Here is a 24,692-nt window from a genome sequence, read left to right on the forward strand (position 1 = left end):
ATGCGTGGTTTGAGTTTATTTTTGTTTTTATTTTTTATTTCTCATGTTAGTTTACCCGCTAAAGAAACCTTGAAATTTAAACTTGTAGATCAATATTATCCGCTTTATTATAAAAATCAAGAAAATAAGATGGTTGGTATGATTTTTTATCTTCTAGACAAGTGGGCACAAGATAATGATTATGACATTAGTATAGAAGCTGTTGATTATCTTGATAAAGATAAAATTGAAGATGATGTAGTTTATTTGGGATTAACTTATAATTCAGACTTAAATGAATACCTTTATTTTAAAAATGAGATTGGCAAATGTATAACCGCATTGATTTATGATTCAGAAAAAGAGAAAAAACTTTCCAATTTATTTTTTTCAAACAAGTTACGTGTAGGTGTTGTAAAGAATACTATATATGAAGATATTTTAAGATTTCATGGTCATAGTGATAATGTTTTTTTATTTCCAGATACTGAAAAATTACTCTTGGCATTAAGAGATAATAAGATTGATTTAGTATATGGGAGTTATAAGTCATTATCTTGTGTATGGTATAGTTCTTTTTATCCATCTTTTATGAAAGTTTTTAATTCTGAGTATTTTTATAGTTTTTGTATAAGAGTTGCTATTAGCAAGAATGCTATTAATCAGCTAAAAGGCTTAAATGTTGATCTTTTAAGTTATATGCAATCTTTCTCTAGAGAGGAATATGCTTCTTTTAAAGAATTCGATTTTTTATTTAATCTGGATGTTGGAATATATAATGATTATCCTCCTTTGAGTTTTATTAATTCTAAAGGTCAATTTGCAGGCATTTTAGTTGATTTGTGGAATACTCTTGCTAGAGAATATGGTTTTTCAGTTAAATTTGTAGGATTCCCAAAGGAGAGCATTAAAGTAAGCCTGGATGATAAGGATGTGTCTGTTTGGGGTGGAATTATTGAAGATGATAATATTTTAACTTCTAAGAAGTATAAAGCAATTGCTCCGATATGTTCACTTAATTTTAATTTGTATTTTACAAATGCTAAAAATAGTAATAAAGTCATAAATTCACAAATTATTGATTTAAGTTTAAATAATATTCAATTAGATAAAAACACAGATATAGTAAGTAATTTTTTAGATATAGTCAATCGTTCATATGGATTTGTAGAAAATTCAATTACCGTAAGCTATTTATTAAAATTGCATGGATACAATAATATATTGAAATTTCAGGATTCAAGTCTAAGTAAATGTAAATTTTTGGTATTAGCTGCTAATAATAAGAGATTACAATTGTTTGCATATATGCTTAATGCGTTGACAGAAAACATTTTATTCGACACTTTGTTGCAAATAGGTAAAAATTGGCTTGGTCAAGATGAGATTGAAGATTATAAAAATAATTTTTATGGGCATATAAATAGCAGTAACTTTAATATTGAGGAAAAAATCTGGTTACAAAACAATAAGAGGTTAACCCTTGCTGTTAAAGATTGGTATCCTATTGATTATTTTGATTCTGGTCGTTATAAAGGAGTAAATGAGTGGTTAATTAAGAAGATAAAAAGATTGACAAACTTGGATTTCAATATTATAAGTGTGCATGAGAGAGATATTGAAGAATTAATGAAATTAGGGAGAATAGATATATTGTCTGCTAATTTAGATGATACGAATTCAGATTATATTTTTAACATCAAAGCAGTATCAAGAATTCGACTGCATCTTTTTTCAAATAAAACGAGACTATTTACTTCTAGGTCGTTTGGTAATATTGCGGTGCTTAAGTTTTTGTATACCAAAAAATTGGAAACCAAAATAGGAACACAACTGATGCAAGTGGATAGCTTTACAGATGCTTTGGATCTTCTCTATAGGGGCAAGGTTAGTGGGATTGTTAGTGATGAATATACTGCAACTATTAATTTTGAAGACTTAAATATTAGGGATATTAAGAAAATTTTTACTATTCCGAATCTAACATTTGATTTAAATATTGCAGTTCATAACCAAGATTATATTTTGAGAAGAATTATACAAAAAATTTTATTTCGTACAAATGTTAATAATAAATTATATTTTGATGATTGGGTATTCAATGTTCATGAAAGTTTTAAGGATTTAAGACTAAAAAAATCTGGTATAGCAGTATTAACCATTGGTATGTTTGTTTTTACTATTTTTATGTTTTGCCTATTTAATTTGTGGAAGGAGATAGGATTTAGGAAAAAAATGTATTCTTCTGCAATCAGTGAGAAAAAGGTTATTGAGAATGCTATTGCTGCCAAAACTATTTTTTTAGCAAGTATGAGCCATGATATTCGTACCCCTATTAATGGCATAATAGCAGCTACTGAGCTTTTGGAGAATACTGATCTTTTGGGTGTGCAAAAAGAGTATGTGCAAATGATAAATTATTCATCTATCTTATTACTCTCTTTAATTGATGAAATATTGTATATCTCTAAAATAGATATGAATGAGATCTATATTGAAAGTAATGAAATAGATTTGGAACATGAAATTGAATGTGTTTTGAAAGGTTTTCAGTCGCAAAGTGCAAAACAAAATATTGATTTGATTTTTTATTCAAAATCAGATTTGGAAAATTACTTAATAGGGGATAGAGCTAGACTTAAGAGGGTACTGATTAATTTAATAGGAAATTCTTTTAAATTTACTACAGATGGGATCATAGTTTTAAACTATGAAATAATTTGCAGTACAGAAGATAATGATGGTAATAAAATAATTACTATTGAGTTTAAAGTAATTGATACTGGTAAAGGAATTAAGGAAAGTAATATACCGGTAATATTTGGATTATTTAGACAAGGCAATGATTCTGATTCAAAGAAGTATGAAGGAAGTGGTCTTGGACTTGCAATATCTAGGAGGCTTGTTAGTTTAATGGGCGGTCCTGGTATTGCAGTTGAGAGTGAGGTAGGCAAGGGAACAACTTTTTCATTTATGTTACCTTTTGTTTTAGGTCATAAGATTAAAGATAAAGAAGTAAATAAATTGGAATTAGTGACTAATAAAAAGATTTTAAGCTTATTTTTAAGTAAAAAAACTGTTGAGGTATTAAGAGACATAAGTAAGATATTTGATTATAAGGATAATATACATTATTTTTATTCTTATGAGCATGCTTATAAGGCGTTTTATAGGTATCCTTATTATGATTTTGTTTTTATAAATGTCGACGATTTTGGTTTACAAGAAGCTCTTAAGTTTGCTGAAAAGATTGAAGGTTTAAATTTTAATGTAAGAATAGTTTTTGTGTTTTATTATTTAAAAGGTAATGAGATCATTGATTTTAAATATGAATACATGCAAAAACCTTTTAAAAGGTGGGATTTTTATTCTAATTGGATTAAAAATGGTGCAATTGTAGATGTTCCCATAATAAATGAATCTAGTATTCTTAAGCTTAAAAATAATATTGGTATCTTAATAGCTGAGGATAATGAAATTAATCAAAAGATTTTAAAAAATGTTTTGATTGTTATAGGTGTCAGGGAAGATTTTATTGATATTGTGGATGATGGTGTTAAGGCTATTGAATTTTTAAAAACTAATAAATATGATATGGCTTTTATTGATATAAGAATGCCAAATTGTGATGGATTTACGGTATCTAAAGAAATACGCAAATTTGAAAGCCAGAATAACTTAAATCCATGTGTATTAATAGCTGTTACTGCACATGCATTAAGAGAATATAAAGATAGGTGTTTAGAAAATGGAATGAATGATTATCTTGCAAAACCGATACATATTAGTTCGATTAAGTATATTTTAAAAAAATATTTACATATTGAAGTTGAAGATAATAAAATTATATCAGATAAGATATTCGATAGTTTTTCTAATTTACCCAATTTAGATATTGATAATGCTTTAAGAGATTTAAATATCTCATATGATATGTATGTTGATTTGTGCAGAGGATTTGTTGATATGAGCGATAATCTGATATGTGATTTGGATGAGGCTTTTAATTTAAACAATATAAAATTAGTAAAAGAATTAGTACATTCAATAGCTGGAGCTCTTAGTAATATGCGTAGTAACTTATTTGGAAAGTTCAAACAGATTGAGATGAATACAGGTTCAATACATGAATTAAAAATATTGTATTCTGAAGCGCGTAAAGGTTTGATTTTACTTATCAAGAACATAAGGAAGCAGATTTTAGATGTTATCGAAACTTGTGATCAGGAAAAATTAAAATTTAAAAGCAATGATGAATTTTTGAGTCTTATGCAAAGGCTTTTAAATGGAATAGAAGATAGAAATCCAAAAGAATATAAGGAAGTTCTTGAAGTGCTTAAAAGGTATAGTTTAGATGACAATAATGTTATATTATTTAATTCTCTTATTAAATATTTAAGAGTATATAATTTCAAAGAGAGCACTAATATTGTTAAACGTATGATGAATCTTAGGTAAGATAGGGAAGTCATGACTCAAAGTATGATTTTGGATAATTTTGAGGAATTTTCAGTTGAACCTCAGAAATTGCTACTTGTGGATGATACACCCACAAATTTAGATCTATTAATAGATATATTGCAACATAAGTATGAGATTAGGGTTGCATTAAATGGGTTTGATGCTTTAAAACAGGTTGAGATTGCTAGTCCTGATTTGATCCTTCTTGATGTATTGCTTCCAGATGTTAGCGGTTATGAGGTTTGTAAAAGGCTTAAAAATGATCCTGAGACTAAAGATATTCCTGTAATCTTTATCAGTTCAAGCGATTCTACCGATGCTCAACTTGAAGGTTTTAGTGTCGGTGGGGTGGATTATATTTTAAAACCTTTTAATGGCAGGGTAATTGATGCAAGAATTAAAACTCATCTTGAGCTTAAAAGACTTAGGGATTATTTTAAGAATCTTGCAAGAATTGATGGTCTAACTCAAATTCCTAATAGAAGGTTTTTTACAGATAAGTTTGCTAAGTATTGGATGCAAGCTTTGGAGCATAAAAAGAACGTCATTGTGGGAATGTTAGATATTGATTATTTTAAAAAATATAATGATAACTATGGACATACTAATGGTGATGAATGTCTTAGGTTAATTGCAAAGAGTTTAAATAAAATTGCCATTAAATATAAGATAGATATTGCTCGTTATGGTGGTGAGGAATTTATTTTATTTTCTGTAAATAAGAGCTTGAATGAAATGATTAAGATTGTTAGTGTTTTAATTGAAGATATTAGGAATTTGGAAATAGTTCATGAGTACAGTAATATTTCTAATTTTGTTACAGTTTCAATTGGTCTTGCTGAACAAATTCCTCATGATTCCAATTTCACCAACATTATTAAACTTGCTGATGACAAATTATATGAAGCCAAGCTCTCTGGTCGCAATAAATGTAAGTGTTAAAGTTAAATCTTGTAAGTTAAAGAAAACCCAATAGAATCGTAGTAAATATATGAATTATTTGTACTTATTCTTTTTGAGATATCGGCCATTCCCATTGTGTTTACTGTGTACATAGGTGCTGTTGAGAATTTGAATTGCATGTCTAGTGTTAAATTTTCTATGATTTCAATTTTTGAAATAAGGGAGAAATTGTGATAAAAGAAATCACTTCCCCATCCTTGATTTTGTGTTGTACTTACGTTTCTTGCATGTCCAATGTATGTTTGGCCTTCGTATAACAGTCCAATTATATTAAGAGGTATTGGCATTTTGTAAGCTAGGAGTGCATAAGGGTTTATTGTAAATCCATTTATATTTTTACCTTCATCAGCTTTATATTTCCAAAGTTGATTGTCATTAGCATGTGGATTTTGTGTATGAAGAATATTATTTCCAACTACTGTAATAATGTGTGTCCAGTCTCCACCAAGCACCGCATTTAGATCAAATTGTAGTCTACTTCCAATTGTTACCTCAGAATAAAATTCAGGTTTACTTGAATATTGCCCATTACCTACGTGTATTCCAATACCCTTAAATCCAAATCCTTGCCAACCTATGCCAATTTCAATTCCTGTATATATATTAAGAAATGCAATGGGAGTGAGACCGATTTTTCCTTTAAGTAGTGCAACAACAGGTGAGAGTCCAATTTTAAAATCAACATCTATTCCAGTGTTTTGAAGTAAAAGTGAATGTTGTTCGGGATTTTTTAAGATTTTAAAAAATTTATAGTAACCCAAATTTGATATTAGTTTGATACTTCCCCAAGAACTAGGTGAGATCTGATTATTTGGTGATACTGATTTAAATTGAGGGGGTATGAAGCTTGGAGAAAATTTGCTTCCCGAAGTTCCTAGTGCATGTGGTGGATAATAAGCCATTTGAGAGTTGACATAAAAATATTCCATTTCATCTTGATTTTCTTTTGAATAGATTAAGACAGCCTGTAAAAATATCAATACCATGAATAATTTTTTTATCATATGAATTCTTTTTTCCATAAAAGATTTTCTCACATTATACCTTATTTTTTTTAAAAATATAAATTATTTATAAATTATTGTCATCATTATTTTAGATTAATATTTTTTAATACTTTGATATAATTTCTATTAAGCTTTTTTCTACTCCATCAATATTCTTTGATGCATTTATATTATTAAGTCTGTTGCTTTTTGAGTAAAAATCTATTAGAGGTTTTGTCTGTAAATGATATTCTTTAAGTCTGATTTTTAAAGACTCTTCTACGTCATCTTTTCGTTGGTAAAGGGTTCCTTTGCAAAGATCACAAATGTCCTTTTCTTTTGTAGGAAGTGTATATATGTTAAATATTCCGCCGCAGGATTGGCATATTCTTCTTCCAGAAAGCCTTTTTATTAGTATCGCTTCATCAAGTAAAAAGTTTATTATTTGAATATTTTGCAAGAACGTATCTAGAGCTTTAGCTTGATTGATGTTTCTAGGAAATCCATCAAGAATAAAATTATCCTTATTTGCAAGGGTATTGATTTTATCTTCAACAATTTTGATTGTAATTGAGTCGGGTACTAATTGTCCATTCTCAACTATTTGTTTGATTTCCTTACCAAGAGGTGTAACATTTGATATATTTGCTCTAAACAGGTCTCCTGTTGAAATATGATAGTAATTTAGTTTGCTTGATAGGATCTTGGCAATTGTGCCTTTTCCAGAGCCCGGAGGTCCTAAAAAAACAAGTTTCATAATGTAACTCCTGTATGTTCTTATTTTTCTTTTTGGTTTAGCTAAAGATATTTAACAAGAATTTAAATCCAACAATTGTTCCAATTGCAGACCCAATGTTTACGAAAAATACTATTAATAAAATTTTTGTAACTTTGTTCTTAAAATATCCTTTTATGTTTTCCAAATCTTCTTGTAGTTTTTCAAAATCTTTTATTTTTGGTTTATTTATGTAAGCTTCAACAAGACCCGCAACCATACCTGTTCCAATAAATGGAATTAGGGAAAATATTGGAGCACCAATTGATGCTGTTATTATTGTTATAATATTGGCTTTTAGTAAAAGAGCAGCAAGACCTGCAAATAAAGAGTTACATATTATCCAAAACTCTAAATTTTTGTATGCAAAATCAAAGCCTTTAAAGTAGAATGAACTTGCCATTAGTATGACAATTGAGATTGCTATAAAGTAAGATATTAATTTACTCACCGAGAAACTATTTTTAGGTATGGCATTGAGATTGTCAACATTGACAATCTTTTTGTTTTCTTTAATCTCTTTTAAATTTGCTATTATGCCCTTCACATGACCAGCTCCAACAACTGCAAGAATTGTTCCTGAACCTTCAAGTATTTTACTTGCTATAAATTCATCTCTTTCATCAATTAAAACTTTTTTTACAGTAGGAATTTCTTTTGCAAGTTCTTCCATCATATTTGATAGAACATCTTGTTCTTTGAGTTTTTCAATTTCATCTTGTGTGACTTTTATGTCTGAGAATGAAAACAGGCTTGATATTATTTTGACTTTTTCAAAAGTTGGGACACAGTTCCATGCTCTCTTTAGAGTTGTCTCAACTTTTCTGTCCGCAAGTATTAACGGTATGTTGTGCTCTTTAGCTTTTAAAATAGCCGTTTTCATCTCTTCTCCGGGATTAATTCCTTGTTCTTTTGCTAATTTTTTTTGAAAATTACTTAAAATGATTTGTACTATTAATAAAAATGCTTTTCCTTGTTTTATTACTTTATATATGTCTAAGTTGCGCCATTTTTCGTTTTCATCTGTATTTAGAATTGCGTGATAACGAGCCTCATCAAGTTCAACGGCAATAAAATCCGGCTTTAATGTTTCAATTAAGGTAGATGTGTCTTGTGAGCTTTTTTTTGATACATGTGCTGTTCCTAGTACATATATTTTGTCATAGTCTGTGTCAAGAGTGCTAACGTGTAAAAAACAATCTTCAGTATTCTCTTTTTTGATATCCAAATGCGATCCTTGTCTTTAAAAATTTAACCATCAAGAAGAATGGCTTTTAATAATTTTACCACATGACTTATTGAAACTATATAGTCTATATTATTTTCTTCTATTGCTATTTTGGGCATTCCAAAAACCACTGAACTTTTCTCATCTTGTGCAATAGTTAGTCCGCCAGCTTTTTTAATCTCTCCAATTTCTCTAGAGCCATCGCTTCCCATTCCAGTCATTATTAAAGCTATTGCTTTGTCTTTCACATTTTCTGATATTGATTTAAAGAGTACTCCTATAGAAGGTTTGTGTCCATTTACATTCTCAGCATCGAAGACTTCTATTTGATAGTTTTCGTTTATTTTATTAATTCTTGTATGGTATCCCCCAGAACTTATGTATATGAATCCTTTTTTAAGTATTTCTTTATTACTTGTTTCTTTGACAATTAAATTGCAGATATTGTTGAGACTTTTTGCGAATTCGGTTGTAAATCCTTTTGGCATGTGTTGGACAATTATTATTGGGACAGGAAAATTTTTAGGAATTTCTGGTAGTATTGTCTTTAGTGCCGCAGGGCCTCCTGTAGATATTCCAATAACAACTATTTCAAATTTTCTGTTTTTAAGTTTTTTTAAATCTTTTTCATCTATTATTTTTTCTTGATTAAGGTTTGTATTTTCATTTTTATCTGTTGCTTTTGTTATATTTGAATTTTCTTCATTGACTTTATTATTTATCAAATATTGATTTGTTTTGAATTTGAAATTGGTGTCAGTTATGATTTTTTTTTTTATGGTTTTATTTCCGTAAATTGAGAGTAAATCAATAATTTTATCTTTTATGCTTTCTAATTTGTCATCAGTTTTTATTATAAAGTCATCAGCACCTTTTAAGATAGCATTTTTTGCTATGTCTTTGTTTGATGAGAGGATAATAACAGGGAGCGTGTTGTTTATATTTTTCTTTTTTTTTATGAAAGTAATTTCTTTGATTGTTTCTTCTTCTAAACTGAGTAATATTACATCTGGATGTTTTTTAAGTTTTTTAAGGGCGAAGTCTGTGTTGGCTGCAGTTGCAATAACTTCAAGCTTTAAAGATGAATTTATAATGTCTGATATAGTCTTTCTATTAACAGAAGAAGTTTCAATGACGAGTACATAAATTTTTGTTTGCATTTCTGTTTTACTCCTATGAGTCTGTTTATATCAAATTATAATTTGTATTTGTTTTTGAACAGAAACTTTTTTTTGGAAACATCCTTATCATCCTTTTCATATATTATGGCCCAAGGTGTTCTTAAAAATTTAAAAGGAAGATTGAGACCAAAAAGGGATTCTGAATGACCGATAAATAAATAACTTTGCATAGCCATAGAGGAATAAAATTTTTTTAAGACCCTTATTTTAGACTTTTCATCAAAATATATGAGTACATTTCGGCAAAAAATAACGTCTATGTCTGAAAAGCCACTTTCAAAATTTAAGTTATGATAGTCAAATCGTATGTGTTTTTTTATATCATCTATTACCTTGTAACCATCCATGTGAGGTTTGATATATGTTTTATATTGTATTGGGATATGTTCGCATTTTTTTACAGAATAGTATCCTTCTTTTGCTATCATTAGAGATTTTAAACTTAAATCGGAGGCAATAATAATAAAGTCAAAATTCTTTGGAAGATTGTGTTTAAGAACAAATGCCAGTGAATACGGTTCTTCTCCAGTTGAGCATCCAGCAGCCCATATAATAATTCTATTTTTGCCCTCTTGAGTTTTAATGTTTATTAAGTTTGGAATTATAAATCTTTCAAAAGTTGCAAAATGAGCTTCATTTCTAAAGAATCGTGTTAGATTAGTAGTAACTAGATCTAAGAAATATTCTTTTTGAAATTTGTCCGAATTTATTAAGTCATATAATTGTTCTGGAGTATTGATATTTTCAAGTTCATGTATTGCATCATTAATTCGTCCTTTTAATACAACTTTATTTTTTTCATCAAATCTAATTCCGCTATTTTCATATATAAAATTGCAGAATTTCAGAAGGAGTTCATTATTAATATTTAACATTTATAAGATCCAAATTTTGTAAATTTCCTTAATAAATAATATTACTTAATGAGTATAAATGACTAATTAATTGTACAATTTTTTTACAAAAATTGTACAATTAGGACTGATAGCTTAATTTAAATATTAACTTAAGGAATACATTTGTGAAGAGATGTTTATTATATTTTTTATTGATTTTAATGCTAATAACTTGTGATAGCAAAAGGAAAGATTTAGTGAAAAAAAAAGGAATATTTGCATCAATTGATACAAATAAAGGAAATATAGAGATTGAACTTTACTATAAAATTGCACCTCTAACAGTCATGAATTTTATTGGTCTTAGTGAAGGTACTATTAAAAATTCTGTTACAAGTCAGCCTTATTTTGAAAATATTATTTTTCATAGGGTTGTTGATGAATTTGTTATTCAGACAGGAGATCCTACCGGAACGGGTACTGGAGGTCCTGGTTATGTTTTTCCCGATGAATTAAACAAAAATTTGAGTCATAATGAACCAGGAATTGTTTCTATGGCTAATTCAGGTCCTGATACCAATGGGAGTCAGTTTTTTATTACTCTTGCAGATAATCTTACTTATCTTGATCTTAAGCATTCAATTTTTGGTAAGGTAGTTGCGGGAATGGATACGGTTCGTAATATACGTCAAGGAGATAAAATAGAGCAAGTAAGGATTATTCGTGTTGGTGAGGATGCAAAGGCTTTTAAAGTTGACAATGAAGAATTTTTAAAATTAAAAGAAAGTTATGAGGCAAAGAAGACTGCTGAGGTTAAAAAATACATGGCTTTTCAGCTTGAAATAATTGACAAAGATTACAAAGATTTTCAAAAGGATAAAAATGGTATCTTATATAAGATAAATAAACAAGGAAATGGCAAAAATGTTAAAAGTGGCAATACTATCAAAGTAGATTATGAGGGATTTTTACTAAGTGGAGTAAAATTTGACAGTTCAATTGACAGAGGCAAGCCAATAGAGTTTGTGGTTGGGAGTGGTCAAGTGATTGAAGGTTGGGACGTAATGTTGTCAGATATGTGCGAGGGAGAGGAGAGAATAGTAATAATTCCACCAAATCTTGCTTATGGAGAGAGAAGTATTGGTGACTTTATAAAAGCAAATTCTTTTTTGAAGTTTAATATTATTTTAAGGAAAATTAATTAATGTTTGATCAAGTTTTTCATAACGAAAATATTAAATATGAGCTTTATAGAAAATTTTTTCATATTTCTACTTTATTATTTTTATTGTTTTATAGGTTAAATTTTTGGATAGGTCTTGTATCTAGTCTATTTTTTATGTTTGCATATTTAATTTTGGAAATATTTAGAATTATGGAAATAAATTTATTTTTTTTAAGAGGTATATCAGAAATAATAATAAAGTCTAGAGAGGTAGCTTCATACAAAATATCTCTCTCGCCAATATTTTTGGTAGTGAGTATTTTTTGTACTTATTTTCTTATAGATAAGCCTTTTAGTTATATTGGGATATTTTCTGCATGTCTTGGAGATGGTCTTGCAAGTCTTGTTGGTAAACTAATTCCATCTTTTAAACTTGTAAATAATAAAACATTCTCAGGTAGTGTTGCTGTTTTTTTGGTTGCTTTTATTGTTTGTTATTATTTCTTTCCGAATTTTATAATAGCATCAATTGTTGGGATGGGAGCTGTGCTTGTTGAGCTTTTTGATTGTGAAAGATACGATAATTTATTTTTGCCTGTAGGTGTAGCGACTTTATCTTTTGTATTGATTGCTTAAATTTTATAGCCAATAGAAGAAAACTTTTCCTGATTCTTTTAAATACATTGGTGCTCCTATTAAGGTTGGGATGAATGCATAGGTTATTTCTATAAAATTGAGATAGATTCCTGATATTATTAGTGATATTGATATAAAAAGTAAAAAGTAGCTTAGGTTTTTTTTCCTTAAGCATGATACTAAAAAATTTATAGGTATTAGTAATAAAAATAAATAGACATAAAATTTATTATTTGCTGTTGGAGAGAGAAAATCCTTTGTGTATTCATATGCATTAATAGGGGCTAAAGAGTTATAGACCATTGAAAAAGTGAAAATTAAGAAAATAGCATAGGTTATTGATTTTATTTGAAAATCACATATATATAGGCTTAAGAAGAATAAATTTAGTAATGAAAATACAGTTATTAAGTTATAAAATTTCATAAAATAATAAAATTCTAGGCTTAATATATTACTTAAAAAATAATATTTAAAAATTGAAATAGGTTCAAATATATATGAGAGAATGAAACAATAAAAGAATACAAATTGTATATTATTTGTTCTTTTATAGTTGATGCATGTCCAAATAGATCCTATGATTCCAATGCTGAAGATAAAAAATTTATTGATCAAAATCAATAAATTTTTATTATAAATTTTAATAATATAGGTATAGAAGTTTATATTAAAGTTTATATAATACATAAATATTGATATAATAATTATTCCTAAGACAAGGGTTGTTAACAGGAAAATATTTAATTTTGCAAAGAGTGTTTTCATTTGAATTTCCAGGAACGTATGTCTTTTTTCATTTTAATTATTTTTTTTATTTCAGCATCAAGTTTTGCAAAGAAATCTATTTTAGTTTTTTCTTCAATTAAATTAACGTTTACAACGTAATTTCTGAGTTCTAAGTCTTTGGCCTTTTCATTTGGAATAATAAAAGCCAATATATCATAAAATTTGTTATTGTTTAATGATAGTATTATTTTATAAAAATTTTTTGGGACTAAAATTTTATTCTTTCCAATAAATCCTTTATTTTCTGTTAAAATTCCTGAACTAACAATATAAATCTTTTCTTTTAAGATAGCCCATTTTCTAACTAATTGTTCAAGTTTGAGCCAGATTCCTGAGTTGAATTCCCTTTGTTGAGGAGATATGTTTGAGAGAAAATAGGTATCTAGCATTGCATCCTTGGAAAAAGACATATCAGCAGAACTGACAATATGCCCTCTATCATATCCGCTTTTTAGGTAATCACTTAGTTTGGGAGCAATTCCCTTAATATCTTGGTCTTCAAAAAAATTTTTACTTCTCGTTATTTTTTTTTCTTTAAGCAAGGTTAAAGCTAATTCAACCATTTCTCTTTTTAATTGGTAAGCTACCCATTCTGATTGTCTTGCACTCTCAGCATACCCTAAAGAATAGTATTTTTTATGTATCACTTGGGTAGTAAGATATCCTTTTGGTAAGAGGTATTCTTCTTTTAATTCAGTTGGGATTTCAGGTACGTAAATTTTATCTTTGATTTTGCTTAAATAATTGGAGGCTATTTCTTTTATGTTTTTTAAGATTTTAGGATTGTGATATAAGAATAAAAAAACCAGTAAGATTAATATGTAAAAACAGAATAAAATTTTTAGTCTTTTTTTCATGAGCTTACCTCGTTGCTATTTTTAAGATTATATCTGATTCCGAAATCAAAAGAAATATTGAATGTATCAAGAAATAAACACTCAATTTTTGAATATATGTTTAAGTAAGGTGTAGCTTTTTTTGTAGAGAATTCAAAAAATATATATGGTTCTATTACGTAGGGTAGTTTGTCATAGAATTTGAAATCCCCTATTAAGTTTGTTGAAAGGTAAAGTCGTCCCCCAATACCCATGGTAGAAGATAAATATTTCATTTTTTTAGACAAATTTATGGTATGCCAGTTTATTCCTGTGCCAATGTAAGAGCTTGAATATTTAACTTTTTTAGAGATGTTATATTCTTGAATCATTAGGATCATACAAACAGCCAGAAAATCAAAATTGTTGATGGCAAATATGTAATAAGGTCTAAATATTATGTGATTGACTTTTGAATTTAAAAAAAATCCTGTTCCAAATCCTGTTCCTGTTGAATAGATAAATCCTCTCTTTACTGAGAAAAAATCATTTTCATTATTAGTTGATTTTTCTTTTAATAATATACTTTTTTTATTATTTATTTCATCTTTTTTGTGTCCCTCATTATTTGAAGAGTATAAGCTAATACATAGTAATAAAAAGCAAAATTCGATTAATTTTTTCACAATTAAATTTATTTAAATAATATAAAATAATTTGAAAATAAAGAAGAGGGGGGAATCGGTGTTTAATGTTTGTATTATGATAGAATTAATTTAAGTACTTAGGAGGTTTAAGGTTATGTTTTTAAATTTTTTAAAAAAGGAGCTTATTTTTATATCTGATAAAATAAATTCCAAGGAAGAAGCAATTAATTTTTTAGTTGATCAGGTGAGTAAAAGAGGTTATACTCATGATAAAACAAGATTCCTTCAGGGGTTACTTGAGAGAGAAAATATTGGTGATACATCTTGGGAGAATGGAGTTGCTATTCCACATTTTATAGGGGATATTGTTAAATCAAGTTTTATTTCATTGCTTTACATAAAAGGCGATGGCATAAAATGGTCTGATGATAATCCCCCTGTTAATTTAATATTTTTAATTTGTATGTCAAAAAGTCAGCAAGGTAATGATCATATTAAGTCTATAGCTTTCATAGCTAAATTATTTGAGAGTGATGATTTTAAAAATATGTTAAAAGTTCTAAAGAGTGCCGATGAAATTTATTCTTATATAGAAAATGTTGAGAGATCATCTATAGCTGATACAGCAAGTGTTTCTAAATCAGAAAAAATAGTGGCTGTTTGTGCTTGTCCTGTGGGAATTGCTCATACGTATATTGCTGCTAAAAAGCTTGAAGTTGAGGCTAAAAGACAAGGGTACTTCCTTAAAGTTGAGACACAAGGTTCTATTGGTATTGATAATCCTTTAACAGAGACAGATATTAAAGACGCTGATGTTATAATACTTGCGGTGGATAAAGATGTTGGTGAAGAAAGATTTGATGGCAAGAGAGTTTATAAGGTTTCAACCGCGAAGGTTATCAACAGTGTAGAAAATGTTATTAAAGAAGCATTTAGTGCTTCCATATTGAATTATAAAAATGTTCATTCTCTTAAAGATAAGTTTGGTAGTAGTAGAACTGGTTTTTATAAGTACTTAATGAGTGGCGTCTCTCCTATGATTCCAATTGTGGCAAGTGGTGGTATTTTAATAGCGTTTGGTATATCTTTGGCAGGAATTGGTTCTGATGGTCCAAATTTTGATAAGTATCCTTTTTATAAAACAATTACAGATATTGGTGGTGTGGCTTTTGGTATGATGTTGCCAATACTTTCAGGGTTTATTGCTATGGCAATTGCCGATAAGCCAGGTCTTGCACCAGGTCTTGTGGGGGGTGTGCTTGCCAGAGATGTTAAAGCAGGATTTTTAGGGGCAATACTTGTAGGGTTTATGGCAGGTTTTGTTGCTAAATGGATAGCAAAGAGAAAGATTCCTGAATGGCTTAGACCCGTGATGCCTATATTTGTAATTCCGTTAATAAGTACTGTTATTGTTGGACTTGTTATGATTTATGGAGGTGTTTATATTGGTCAATTCATGAAATTGCTTGAGGATGGCCTTAGATCTCTTCAAAATAATTCAGAAACTTATGGTATTATAGGGAAATTATTTCTTGGATTAATACTTGGTGCTATGGTAGCAATTGATATGGGAGGACCTTTTAATAAAGTTGCATTCCTTTTTGGTGTTGGTATGATTCCCCAAGTTCCACAAATAATGGGTATGGTTGCATCAGCTATTCCTGTTCCTCCTATGGCTATGGGACTTGCTACTCTAATTATGCCTAAATTATTTGAAGAGGATGAGCGAGAATCTGGAAAAATATCGTTTTTAATTTCGTTTATTGGTATTAGTGAAGGTGCTATTCCTTTTGCTGCTAGTGATCCAGCAAGGGTGTTGCCTTCAATAGTGCTTGGAGGTGCGGTTGCAAGTGTCATTGCGGCATTTTTGGGTGTTGCGGACCATGCTCCGCATGGAGGTCCAATAGTTCTTCCTGTTGTTGATAACAAATTGGGCTTTATTATTGCAATAGCTGTTGGTGTTGCCGTTGCAACAAGTTTGGTTATTTTTCTAAAATCTTTAAAAATGAAGGAATCTAAATGAGAGCTGATAATATATTTTTGATGAAAAATGAAATTAAGGAATATGATTGGGGTGGAACTAGTTTCATCCCTTCTCTTCTGGGACAAAGAGAAGATGGGTTGCCTAAGGCTGAGATGTGGCTTGGAGCACATAAGACATTTTCTAGTAAAATATTAGTTGATGGTCAGTATGTTTCTCTTTGTGATTTTTTAGAAAATCATAAAGAGCTTTTGGGATGTGAGAGTGAATTATCATTTTTATTTAAAGTTCTCTCAGCCCAAAAGCCTTTATCAATTCAAATACATCCCTCGAAAGATATTGCTTTAAAAGGCTTTGAACTTGAGAATGATAAAGGGATAGATATTAATGATTCTAAGCGAATTTATAAGGATAAAAATCCAAAGATAGAACTTGTTTATGCATTAAGTGATTTTTATGCTCTTAAAGGATTTCTTCCCCTTTTTGAAATCAAGAGTATATATAAAAAATTGAAATTAGATTTTCATTTTGCAACCCATAAAGAATTTATAAAAATTATATTTAGTTTGCAAAAGTTTGAAATTGAGGATGCTATTAATCGAGTGAAAAAAAATTTAAGTTTCATAAATGATTTTAGAGCTTATTGGTTTAATGAAATTTATAAGATTTATGGGTCAGATATTGGTCTTTTGGTATTTTTAGGGATGTATATTTTTAAGTTAAGTTCAGGTGAGGTGCTTTATACAGAGAGTCAAGAAGTTCATGCTTATCTTCAGGGTGATTGTCTTGAACTTATGACTAATTCTGACAATGTGATTAGGGCAGGTCTTACCACTAAATATATTGACAAAGATGAAATGCTTAAGGTTGGTAGATTTGAAGAGGGCGTATTTTCATTATTGAGGGGGAAGGAAATTGATGGGTTTAATGTATTTAAGCTTCCAGATACTAATTTAAGTTTATTTCAAAAAAATATAAATGAAGAGATCTGCTTTGAAAGGGATGGTGTAATGATATTGTTAGTTATGAATGGAGAAATTCGGATTAATAATGGGGTTTGCCTTAAGAAGGGCGAAAGCATATTTATAGGAAATTGTGGTGAGAAATTATTGATTTGTGGAAATGGAGAAATTTTTATTGCACTCTCTTTATAATGAGAAATTGGTCTTTTGGTTTAGTAAGGAGCTATCATTTACATGAGAACTCTAATAAACCCGATTGCAAAGAATTTAAATCTTATCCCTTCAAATACTATTTTTGGTTTTGTGAGAAATATTGTTGGACCAAGTGTAGGATAAACTTTAAATCCTAATGATAAATTTTTTGTAATTTTATGTTCTATTGATAAAGGTAATCTGGTTACTATTCCTATCCTATCATAAGGAGAAGGTTGTGTAGTTCCAGGGGAAGTTAAGTTTGCTTGGGACCAGTCTGTTCCAATTCCAAAACCTCCTCCAACTATTAAATATTCTCCTATTTGTTGTTTAAAAATTAGATCGATGGCAATTAAATTGTAAGGCTTAAAATTTGTAGGATTAAAGTATAAGAAACTACCATATCCAAGCTCTATGTCTACATATGGAACTGAGATTAAAAGATTGATAAGAGGATTTCCAGTTCCTATTCCCGCTGCAAATGAGTAAGGATTTTTTTCCCTTTTCATTGCGTGAAAATTTGTAATGATGTGTGGTTTAGGCTCTTCAAGAATAGGTTTAGGCTCTTCAAGAATAGGTTTAGGCTCTTCAAGAATAGGTTTAGGCTCTTCAAGAATAGGTTTAGGCTCTTCAAGAATAGGTTTAGGCTCTTCAAGAATAGGTTTAGGCTCTTCAAGAATAGGTTTAGGCTCTTCAAGAATAGGTTTAGGCTCTTCAAGAATAGGTTTAGGCTCTTCAAGAATAGGTTTATCATGTGTGATGCAGATTTCTCCGTCATCTTCTTGTTTGCATTTAATGAAATAATTATTGTTAGATTTAGAGAACGCAAAATGTTGTAAATTAAATATTAACAATAATATAAATATTTTTTGAGTATTGTTTTTCATCAATTTTCCTTTAAATGTATATTTTTATGAATCCAAAACCAAAAAATCCAAATCTTATTCCTTCCATTGATGTGGGTTTAAATATCATTGTTCCACCAATTGTTGTTATAGCTTTGAAACCTATTACAACCTTTGTCAAAAAACTGTATTCTAATATAATAGGAAGTCTAAACACAATTCCTAACCTATTGTTAGATGATGTTATTGCAAATTTTTCTTGTTTGTCTTGAGTACTTTCTTGTTTTATGTTTGAAGCATTTTGTTCGTTTGGTTTTATTTGAGACAAGTCGATACCTATGCCAAGCCCACCGGTGAGCGTTATACTTTGATAAATTTCTTCTTTAAATAGGATATCAGTTCCAAGAACAATATAAGGTATGAAATTGTTAGGATGTAATCCATTGAAGCCCCCATATCCAATATCTATGTCTACATATGGGAAATTAATTATGATGTTAGTTATAGGGTTACCAATGCCAAATCCTATTCCAAATGATTTAAATTGGTTTTGTTGCTTATTCAATATCTTGTTAAGATTTAATGTATCAATCGTTGTCGCAACAGATAAACTTGTTAAAAAAATCATAATCAGTTTTAATAATGTTTTCATAAATTCTCCTTCAACTTATGTTTGATAGATGTGCACAATTTTTAAAATTATGTTTCATAAAATGTAAAAAATTTTTTTATCTCAACATGTTTTTAATAATTTTTAGTCATAAAAATTGGATTTATTTTAATTGATGTCAAGTTTTGGTATAACGTCAAGGTTAAACTCATAAATATTTTTCTACACATTTATTTCAAACATCTATTGTGAAATACAAACATATTTTTGCAACTTATAAAAATAAATATTAGAGCAAAGATTTATATTAAAAATATGTCAAATATATTTTTAATATAAATATAAATTTAAGTATAGATTTGATTTGCAGGTTGATAAGGTTGCTCTTTGCTCTTTCGCATGGTTTTTAAAGACATATTTTTAATGTATGATCTTTATTTGGTGATTTTGCTATTTTCTTATTAGTTAAATATTACAATATTCATATTAGAGATCTAAATAGCATTGATTTGGATAATTAGTATAAGGAATAATACGATTTTCTTTTAAGAGCAAAAAATCTCTTTTTATCTTATAAATTAATGATATTTTGTCTATAATGATGGATTTTTTAAAAAGGGTGAGGTTTATGGGTAATTTTATTTCTTCAAAGGAAGAGGAATTTTCTAAGTGGTATTTAGATATAGTACAAAAGGCAAAACTTGTTGATTATAGTCCTGTTAAAGGTTGTATGGTTATTATGCCTTATGGATATGCTATTTGGGAGCGAATTAAGAGCATACTTGATAATAAATTTAAGGAGACAGGACATGAGAATGCATATTTTCCATTGCTTATTCCTTATGAGTTTTTGGAGAGAGAAAAAGAACATGTTAAGGGATTTTCACCGGAACTTGCTATTATAACAACTGCTGGTGGTGAGGAATTAGCAGAGCCTTTGGTTTTAAGACCTACTTCTGAGACAATTATTTGGAACATGTATAGCAAATGGATAAAATCTTATAGAGATTTGCCTGTTAAAATAAATCAGTGGGCAAATATTATCCGTTGGGAAAAAAGAACAAGACCGTTCCTTCGTACCACTGAATTTTTATGGCAAGAAGGTCATACTGCACATGAAACTGCTAAAGAGGCTTTGGAAGAGACTTTGTTTATTTTAAACCTTTATAAACGGTTTATTGAAGATTACTTAGCTATTCCTGTATTTTGTGGACAAAAGACAGAAAGGGAAAAATTTGCAGGTGCTGTGTCTACTTACACAATTGAAGCATTAATGCAAGATAAGAAAGCTTTACAAGCAGGAACATCTCATTATTTGGGATTAAATTTTGCTAAGGCTTTTGATGTTAAGTTCCAAAATAGGGAAGGTAAGATGGATTATGTTTTTGCTACTAGTTGGGGAGTGTCGACTAGGTTAATTGGGGCATTGATTATGGTTCATTCTGATAGTAAGGGTTTAATATTGCCACCAAAAATAGCACCCATTGAAATTATTATTGTTCCTATTTTTAAAAGAGATGCTGAAGTTAATAAAAAAATTCTTGAGTATTCTACTACTATTCTTAATATTTTAAAAGAAGCAAAGTTTAGAGTTGAGCTTGATAGAGATTTTAAAAATTCTCCAGGATTTAGATTTGCTGCTGTGGAACTTAAAGGAATTCCAATACGTATTGAGGTAGGTTCTAATGATATTCTTATGGACTGTGTCACTGTTGCAAGAAGGGATCAAGATAAAAACTCTAAGTATCAAATGTCAGTTAAAGAGTTGCCATCGAAAATGAGACATGAGCTTGAAACTATGCAATGTGAATTATTTAATAGAGCATTAGAGTTTAGAAATTTGCATACCAAAGAAATTATTGGGTTTAAAGAGAATGACTATGATACTTTTAAGACTTATATCAATGAGTATTTAGGGTTTGTACTCTCTTCATGGTGTGGAAATGGAGTGTGTGAAGATAGTATTAAAAATGATACAAAAGCTACAATACGATGCATTCCTGAAGATTTTCAAAATAGGCCTTTAAATAATCTAACTTGTATTTATTGCAATACAGCAGCCAAGCATCTTGTTTTATTTGCAAGATCTTATTAATATTTAGTTTTTAATAAACTAAATATTAGGTATCTTTTAATTCGTTGAAATCTATTATTTGTATTATTGCAATGTTGGAGGTGAAATCGATCATTAAAGCTAGAGATGTTAAAATTGGAAGTATTGGAATTATGTTAGAGTAGCTAAGTTCAATTCCTTTTGTATAAGTTGAGCATAGCATTGTAATTATGTAAATTAAACTGTTTGGTATGTGTGGGAATGCGAAAATAAAAAGAAATGCCAATGTGCTCATATAACTTATTTCGTAAATTGATATAGGCAAACTAGAGTAAGATTTTAAAATAATAAAAAATGAGATTGTTGAAATAAAAATTGTTCCAGATTTAGATATAAAGTTAATTATTGGTATGTTTGTGATTATCGATTTTTTTATATTTATTCTTTCATTTTTAATATCTTCTATTAAAACAGAATAAGGGGCATAAGCATCCATTGTTAAACCTGCAAATATTATATTTTGGATGGATATTAGTATGTTCTTATATGATAATTTAAGATTTTTGGTTAATCTATAGCTAATCATTGGAATTATTATTAGGATAATAATGATTGTCCATAAAGATAAAGAGATTATGCTATCTATGTAGTATTGATAATTTTTGAAATTTTTTAAGTTAGTAGTATATGCTGCTGTAATAAAAATAATCCCAAAGTGTAATATTTTAACAACTATCCCGTTTGCATGATAAAAAAGATTTGAAAAGCTTAAAATAAGTTCTCTAGCAATTCTTCCCTTTTGTTTTGCATAATAAAAACTAGCACCAATAATTATTGAGACGATATAAATACTTAAAAGATTTGGATTATTATTTGTAAGTATCATAAAAATATTTTTTGGGAAAAATGTTTCAAGAAATGCTGTTTGATCAAATGTATATATATTTTGAATATTTTTGTCTAATATTGGTATTCTTTGTGGTAAATATATTGTTGCGACTACAATTGATATGATTATTCCTATAATGTTAACTAAGATTCCGTAATAGATTGTTTTTCCAAATAATTTTCTGAATTTTTTATTTTCAATAATGTTTTCTATACCAAGTGGGATTGAAAATATTAAAAAAGGAATTAAAGAGAGATAGGCCAATCTTATGAAAATGTGTGAGAGTGTGTTGTAAGCTTCAGAGGGAAAAAATAATCCAAGCAATATTCCAATAGGTATAATTAGAGAAAATTTTACTTTTGTATTCATAAATTGTTCCTTTGCGAGTTTGAAAAATAGTATTTATAGCATAATAAATCTTACTAGATTTTTTGGTAAATATAAACTTTGGTAATATTATTTATTATTAAAACATATAAGTAATTCCGATTTTGGAGAGGAAAGTTCTTGTATAAGTATCCTGAATTAGTCAATACAGATTTGAATTTAAAGTTACCAGAAATTAATTTGTTAGAAGAACATGATAAAAATTTCTTTACTGATGATTATTATAAAAATCTTATTTCAAGTGATAAAGATATTGGTTTTAGGCTTCATAAAGCGTTGTTAGATTATTTAAGTCCACAGTCAGTGCAAGAAGGTGACAGGTTTGCCAAATATAGACAAATAATTAATACTTATTGGGAATTTTTAAAATCAATAGCTGAAAATGTTTTGAATTTGACAATTGAACAGAAGGTTTTATTGAGATTTGCTGCCCTTCTTCCAAATGCTCTTGGCAGTAAACTTAAGTCTTTAATTTCCAGGACCATTTGGGACAATAATTATAATGAACCATTTATCTATTTTGATGAATGGATTTATGGCGTTAATGAATTGAAATTAAGAAAGCTTGCGACCGATGAATCGATGGGAAGCATTAAAGATGACAACATTAAGAGGATATTGTTTAATAAACGAGAAAAGCTTTTGGCCAATATTGATTTTGCAAAGAGTACACTTAATAAAAGTGATAAGGTAATGACTGAATCTATTGCTAATTTAAAGAGAATGTTTAGATTTTTATTTGTTGAGACGTCATCTAATGATGAAATATTTACAAATGAATATACAGTAAGCAAAATTTATTCCGATGATATTTTAAAACCTTTAAATTTTGCTTCTCATTATATTGATAAGTTTGTAAAAGCTAACAAGGAGATTGTATCTTTAATGTCTCAGATTGAGAAGGCAAATAAGGAGCTTATTGAGATTAAAGATAAAATTCAAGAAATTGATATGCCTAATTTTTCTGCTATTGCAGTTGAAGAGATTGGATCTTTAATGGAGGCTAATAAGCTCACTATTGGACCTAGGGGTAATCATTTTCCAATATTATTTAAAAATAATGTAGTTGTAGATCCTCAGTTTTTTGGTAGTAGAGAAAGAGTCATTCAGCTTGTTAGAGAAATTGAAAATATTCAGCCTAGAATTTTTTATAAAAATTATAAAGGAGATTTATTAAGGATTGTTCCTTATTTTATATTAATACCATCTTATGGTGAGAGGGGAATTTGCTGGGAGCCTGTTGATATTAAAAATCGAGCTAAGGGACGAGGTAAAATATTAATACCTATGTATGCTAAAGATTTGAGAAAAGCTATCATTTTAGGTATTGGGGATTTTTTTTGGGAACTTGCAAAAGATCAAGCATCTTTTAGGTGGATGGAAACAGGGATAACCGGTCAGTATTATGAATACTATTCTAAATTTATTAAGAAAGGCAATGTTAAGAACTTCTTTTTAGATGACTATTTTCTTTGGTTAGATAAAGAAAGCAAGGGAATTCAAAAAATTGAGAAGATAGTTCGCGGAATAATGTGGCGCAATGCCCCTTTTTCTAAAGATTTAAAGGAGGAGCTTAGTGAGAAGTCTTTTGTATATAAGGAGCTTTTTGAGAAAGATAAAAATATTAAAATGTCAAGTGAATATTAATTATTTTATATTATTTTGTACTTTTTTAGTATGTTTTTTATATTTCTATTTTTTAAGTTCTTAATTTCTTTTTTGTATTTATCTTTGATATAAGCATTTTTTTTAAGTAGTAGTTCGATTAAATTAATATTTTCAATTTCTATTGCAGCTTGTATAGGTGTTTTTCCATTTTTTAGAGTAAGGCTTAAGTCAGCTCCTTTTTCTTTTAAAAGATTAAATATTTTTTCATTGTTTAGGTATATTGCCCAAAATATTGGTGGATATTCTGTTTCGTCTATTTGGTTGATTTTAATTCCGTAGTCTATTAATGTTTTGGTAGTCTGAAAATCATTATTGATGATTGAAATTGATAGGGGAGATATTTTGTATTTAAAGTTTATTTCTGCTGAGAGATTTAGGGCTATTAAAGTACCCTTTATATTTTGGAAGTATACAGATGTGATTAGAAAATCATTTTTTATTTTTTGTAACTCTTTTAAAATATTGGTATTATTTAGGTCTATTGACTCTATAAAATTGTCTAGCTTTGCTTTATCTATTTCATATTCTTTATTACTAAGGTTATAAATTGTTTTTGATAATTCTTTTATTATTTTTGTGTGTTCATTTGCATTTAAGAATGTAATAAATTGTGTTAATAGCAGTATGAACATTATTTTCATTGA

General features: G+C 28.6%; 20 protein-coding genes. 8 read left to right on the plus strand and 12 right to left on the minus strand.

Going from position 1 to position 24,692, the window contains the following annotated elements:
- Positions 1 to 4,437 (plus strand): ATP-binding protein, encoded by a 4,437-nt coding sequence (locus R5397_RS02335; protein WP_421622753.1) that lies wholly within the window; start codon positions 1 to 3, stop codon positions 4,435 to 4,437.
- Positions 4,438 to 4,449: 12 nt separating this feature from the next.
- Positions 4,450 to 5,382 carry a GGDEF domain-containing response regulator gene (locus R5397_RS02340; protein ID WP_421622754.1) on the plus strand — a complete coding sequence of 311 codons (933 nt, stop codon included), beginning with the start codon at positions 4,450 to 4,452 and terminating at the stop codon, positions 5,380 to 5,382.
- A gap of 2 nt (positions 5,383 to 5,384) precedes the next feature.
- Here the strand turns inward: R5397_RS02340 and R5397_RS02345 are convergent, their stop codons facing one another.
- The 5 genes from R5397_RS02345 to R5397_RS02365 form a co-directional block, all read right to left on the minus strand.
- Complete coding sequence (locus R5397_RS02345; protein WP_421622755.1) at positions 5,385 to 6,425, minus strand: hypothetical protein; 1,041 nt, start codon at positions 6,423 to 6,425, stop codon at positions 5,385 to 5,387.
- Between the two features lie 88 nt (positions 6,426 to 6,513).
- Positions 6,514 to 7,146, minus strand: coding sequence for an adenylate kinase (locus R5397_RS02350; RefSeq protein ID WP_247065573.1), 633 nt, complete (start codon positions 7,144 to 7,146; stop codon positions 6,514 to 6,516).
- Positions 7,147 to 7,183: 37 nt separating this feature from the next.
- Positions 7,184 to 8,392 carry a TraB/GumN family protein gene (locus R5397_RS02355; protein WP_421622756.1) on the minus strand — a complete coding sequence of 403 codons (1,209 nt, stop codon included), beginning with the start codon at positions 8,390 to 8,392 and terminating at the stop codon, positions 7,184 to 7,186.
- Between the two features lie 23 nt (positions 8,393 to 8,415).
- Positions 8,416 to 9,552, minus strand: coding sequence for a chemotaxis protein CheB (locus R5397_RS02360; protein ID WP_421622757.1), 1,137 nt, complete (start codon positions 9,550 to 9,552; stop codon positions 8,416 to 8,418).
- A 35-nt stretch (positions 9,553 to 9,587) separates the two neighbouring features.
- Positions 9,588 to 10,448, minus strand: coding sequence for a CheR family methyltransferase (locus R5397_RS02365; protein WP_247065570.1), 861 nt, complete (start codon positions 10,446 to 10,448; stop codon positions 9,588 to 9,590).
- Positions 10,449 to 10,666: 218 nt separating this feature from the next.
- Here R5397_RS02365 and R5397_RS02370 point away from each other — a divergent pair, with 218 nt between their 5' ends.
- Both R5397_RS02370 and R5397_RS02375 read left to right on the plus strand, forming a co-directional pair.
- A complete protein-coding gene (locus tag R5397_RS02370) occupies positions 10,667 to 11,614 on the plus strand; it encodes a peptidylprolyl isomerase (protein WP_247065569.1) in 948 nt (315 codons plus the stop codon).
- Positions 11,614 to 12,210: a diacylglycerol/polyprenol kinase family protein gene (locus R5397_RS02375; RefSeq protein ID WP_247065568.1), complete on the plus strand. Its 597-nt coding sequence runs from the start codon at positions 11,614 to 11,616 to the stop codon at positions 12,208 to 12,210. Before R5397_RS02370 ends, R5397_RS02375 begins: the two co-directional genes overlap by 1 nt.
- A 3-nt stretch (positions 12,211 to 12,213) precedes the next feature.
- Here R5397_RS02375 and R5397_RS02380 read toward each other — a convergent pair whose 3' ends face one another.
- From R5397_RS02380 to R5397_RS02390, 3 genes are read right to left on the minus strand one after another with little or no spacing between them, the layout of a single operon-like run.
- Complete coding sequence (locus R5397_RS02380) at positions 12,214 to 12,978, minus strand: hypothetical protein (protein WP_421622758.1); 765 nt, start codon at positions 12,976 to 12,978, stop codon at positions 12,214 to 12,216.
- A complete protein-coding gene (locus R5397_RS02385; RefSeq protein ID WP_421622759.1) occupies positions 12,975 to 13,856 on the minus strand; it encodes a DNA/RNA non-specific endonuclease in 882 nt (293 codons plus the stop codon). The genes R5397_RS02380 and R5397_RS02385 overlap by 4 nt, the downstream gene beginning before the upstream one ends.
- Entirely contained in the window at positions 13,853 to 14,461 is a 609-nt protein-coding gene (locus R5397_RS02390) for a hypothetical protein (RefSeq protein WP_421623056.1), read from the minus strand. The genes R5397_RS02385 and R5397_RS02390 overlap by 4 nt, the downstream gene beginning before the upstream one ends.
- A gap of 154 nt (positions 14,462 to 14,615) precedes the next feature.
- Between R5397_RS02390 and R5397_RS02395 the strand changes: the two genes are divergently transcribed.
- Positions 14,616 to 16,484 carry a fructose-specific PTS transporter subunit EIIC gene (locus R5397_RS02395; RefSeq protein ID WP_421622760.1) on the plus strand — a complete coding sequence of 623 codons (1,869 nt, stop codon included), beginning with the start codon at positions 14,616 to 14,618 and terminating at the stop codon, positions 16,482 to 16,484.
- Complete coding sequence (gene manA / locus R5397_RS02400) at positions 16,481 to 17,596, plus strand: mannose-6-phosphate isomerase, class I (protein WP_421622761.1); 1,116 nt, start codon at positions 16,481 to 16,483, stop codon at positions 17,594 to 17,596. The genes R5397_RS02395 and manA overlap by 4 nt, the downstream gene beginning before the upstream one ends.
- Positions 17,597 to 17,634: 38 nt before the next feature.
- On the opposite strand, the gene R5397_RS02405 is transcribed toward manA, so the two are convergent.
- Both R5397_RS02405 and R5397_RS02410 read right to left on the minus strand, forming a co-directional pair.
- Positions 17,635 to 18,483, minus strand: a complete 849-nt coding sequence (locus R5397_RS02405; RefSeq protein WP_421622762.1) for a BAPKO_0422 family outer member beta-barrel protein — start codon at positions 18,481 to 18,483, stop codon at positions 17,635 to 17,637.
- A 10-nt stretch (positions 18,484 to 18,493) separates the two neighbouring features.
- A complete protein-coding gene (locus tag R5397_RS02410; protein WP_247065563.1) occupies positions 18,494 to 19,093 on the minus strand; it encodes a BAPKO_0422 family outer member beta-barrel protein in 600 nt (199 codons plus the stop codon).
- Between the two features lie 586 nt (positions 19,094 to 19,679).
- Here R5397_RS02410 and proS point away from each other — a divergent pair.
- Positions 19,680 to 21,146 carry a proline--tRNA ligase gene (proS, locus tag R5397_RS02415; protein WP_421622763.1) on the plus strand — a complete coding sequence of 489 codons (1,467 nt, stop codon included), beginning with the start codon at positions 19,680 to 19,682 and terminating at the stop codon, positions 21,144 to 21,146.
- Between the two features lie 25 nt (positions 21,147 to 21,171).
- Here proS and R5397_RS02420 read toward each other — a convergent pair whose 3' ends face one another.
- Complete coding sequence (locus R5397_RS02420) at positions 21,172 to 22,362, minus strand: dicarboxylate/amino acid:cation symporter (RefSeq protein WP_421622764.1); 1,191 nt, start codon at positions 22,360 to 22,362, stop codon at positions 21,172 to 21,174.
- A 138-nt stretch (positions 22,363 to 22,500) separates the two neighbouring features.
- Here R5397_RS02420 and R5397_RS02425 point away from each other — a divergent pair, with 138 nt between their 5' ends.
- Positions 22,501 to 24,027 carry a hypothetical protein gene (locus tag R5397_RS02425; protein ID WP_421622765.1) on the plus strand — a complete coding sequence of 509 codons (1,527 nt, stop codon included), beginning with the start codon at positions 22,501 to 22,503 and terminating at the stop codon, positions 24,025 to 24,027.
- A gap of 5 nt (positions 24,028 to 24,032) precedes the next feature.
- Here R5397_RS02425 and R5397_RS02430 read toward each other — a convergent pair whose 3' ends face one another.
- On the minus strand, positions 24,033 to 24,689 hold the full coding sequence (locus tag R5397_RS02430) for an ankyrin repeat domain-containing protein (RefSeq protein ID WP_421622766.1): 657 nt from the start codon (positions 24,687 to 24,689) through the stop codon (positions 24,033 to 24,035).
- Positions 24,690 to 24,692 lie beyond the last annotated feature (3 nt).

This window comes from Borrelia sp. MN22-0132 (genome assembly GCF_049201035.1).
Lineage (GTDB): Bacteria > Spirochaetota > Spirochaetia > Borreliales > Borreliaceae > Borrelia > Borrelia puertoricensis.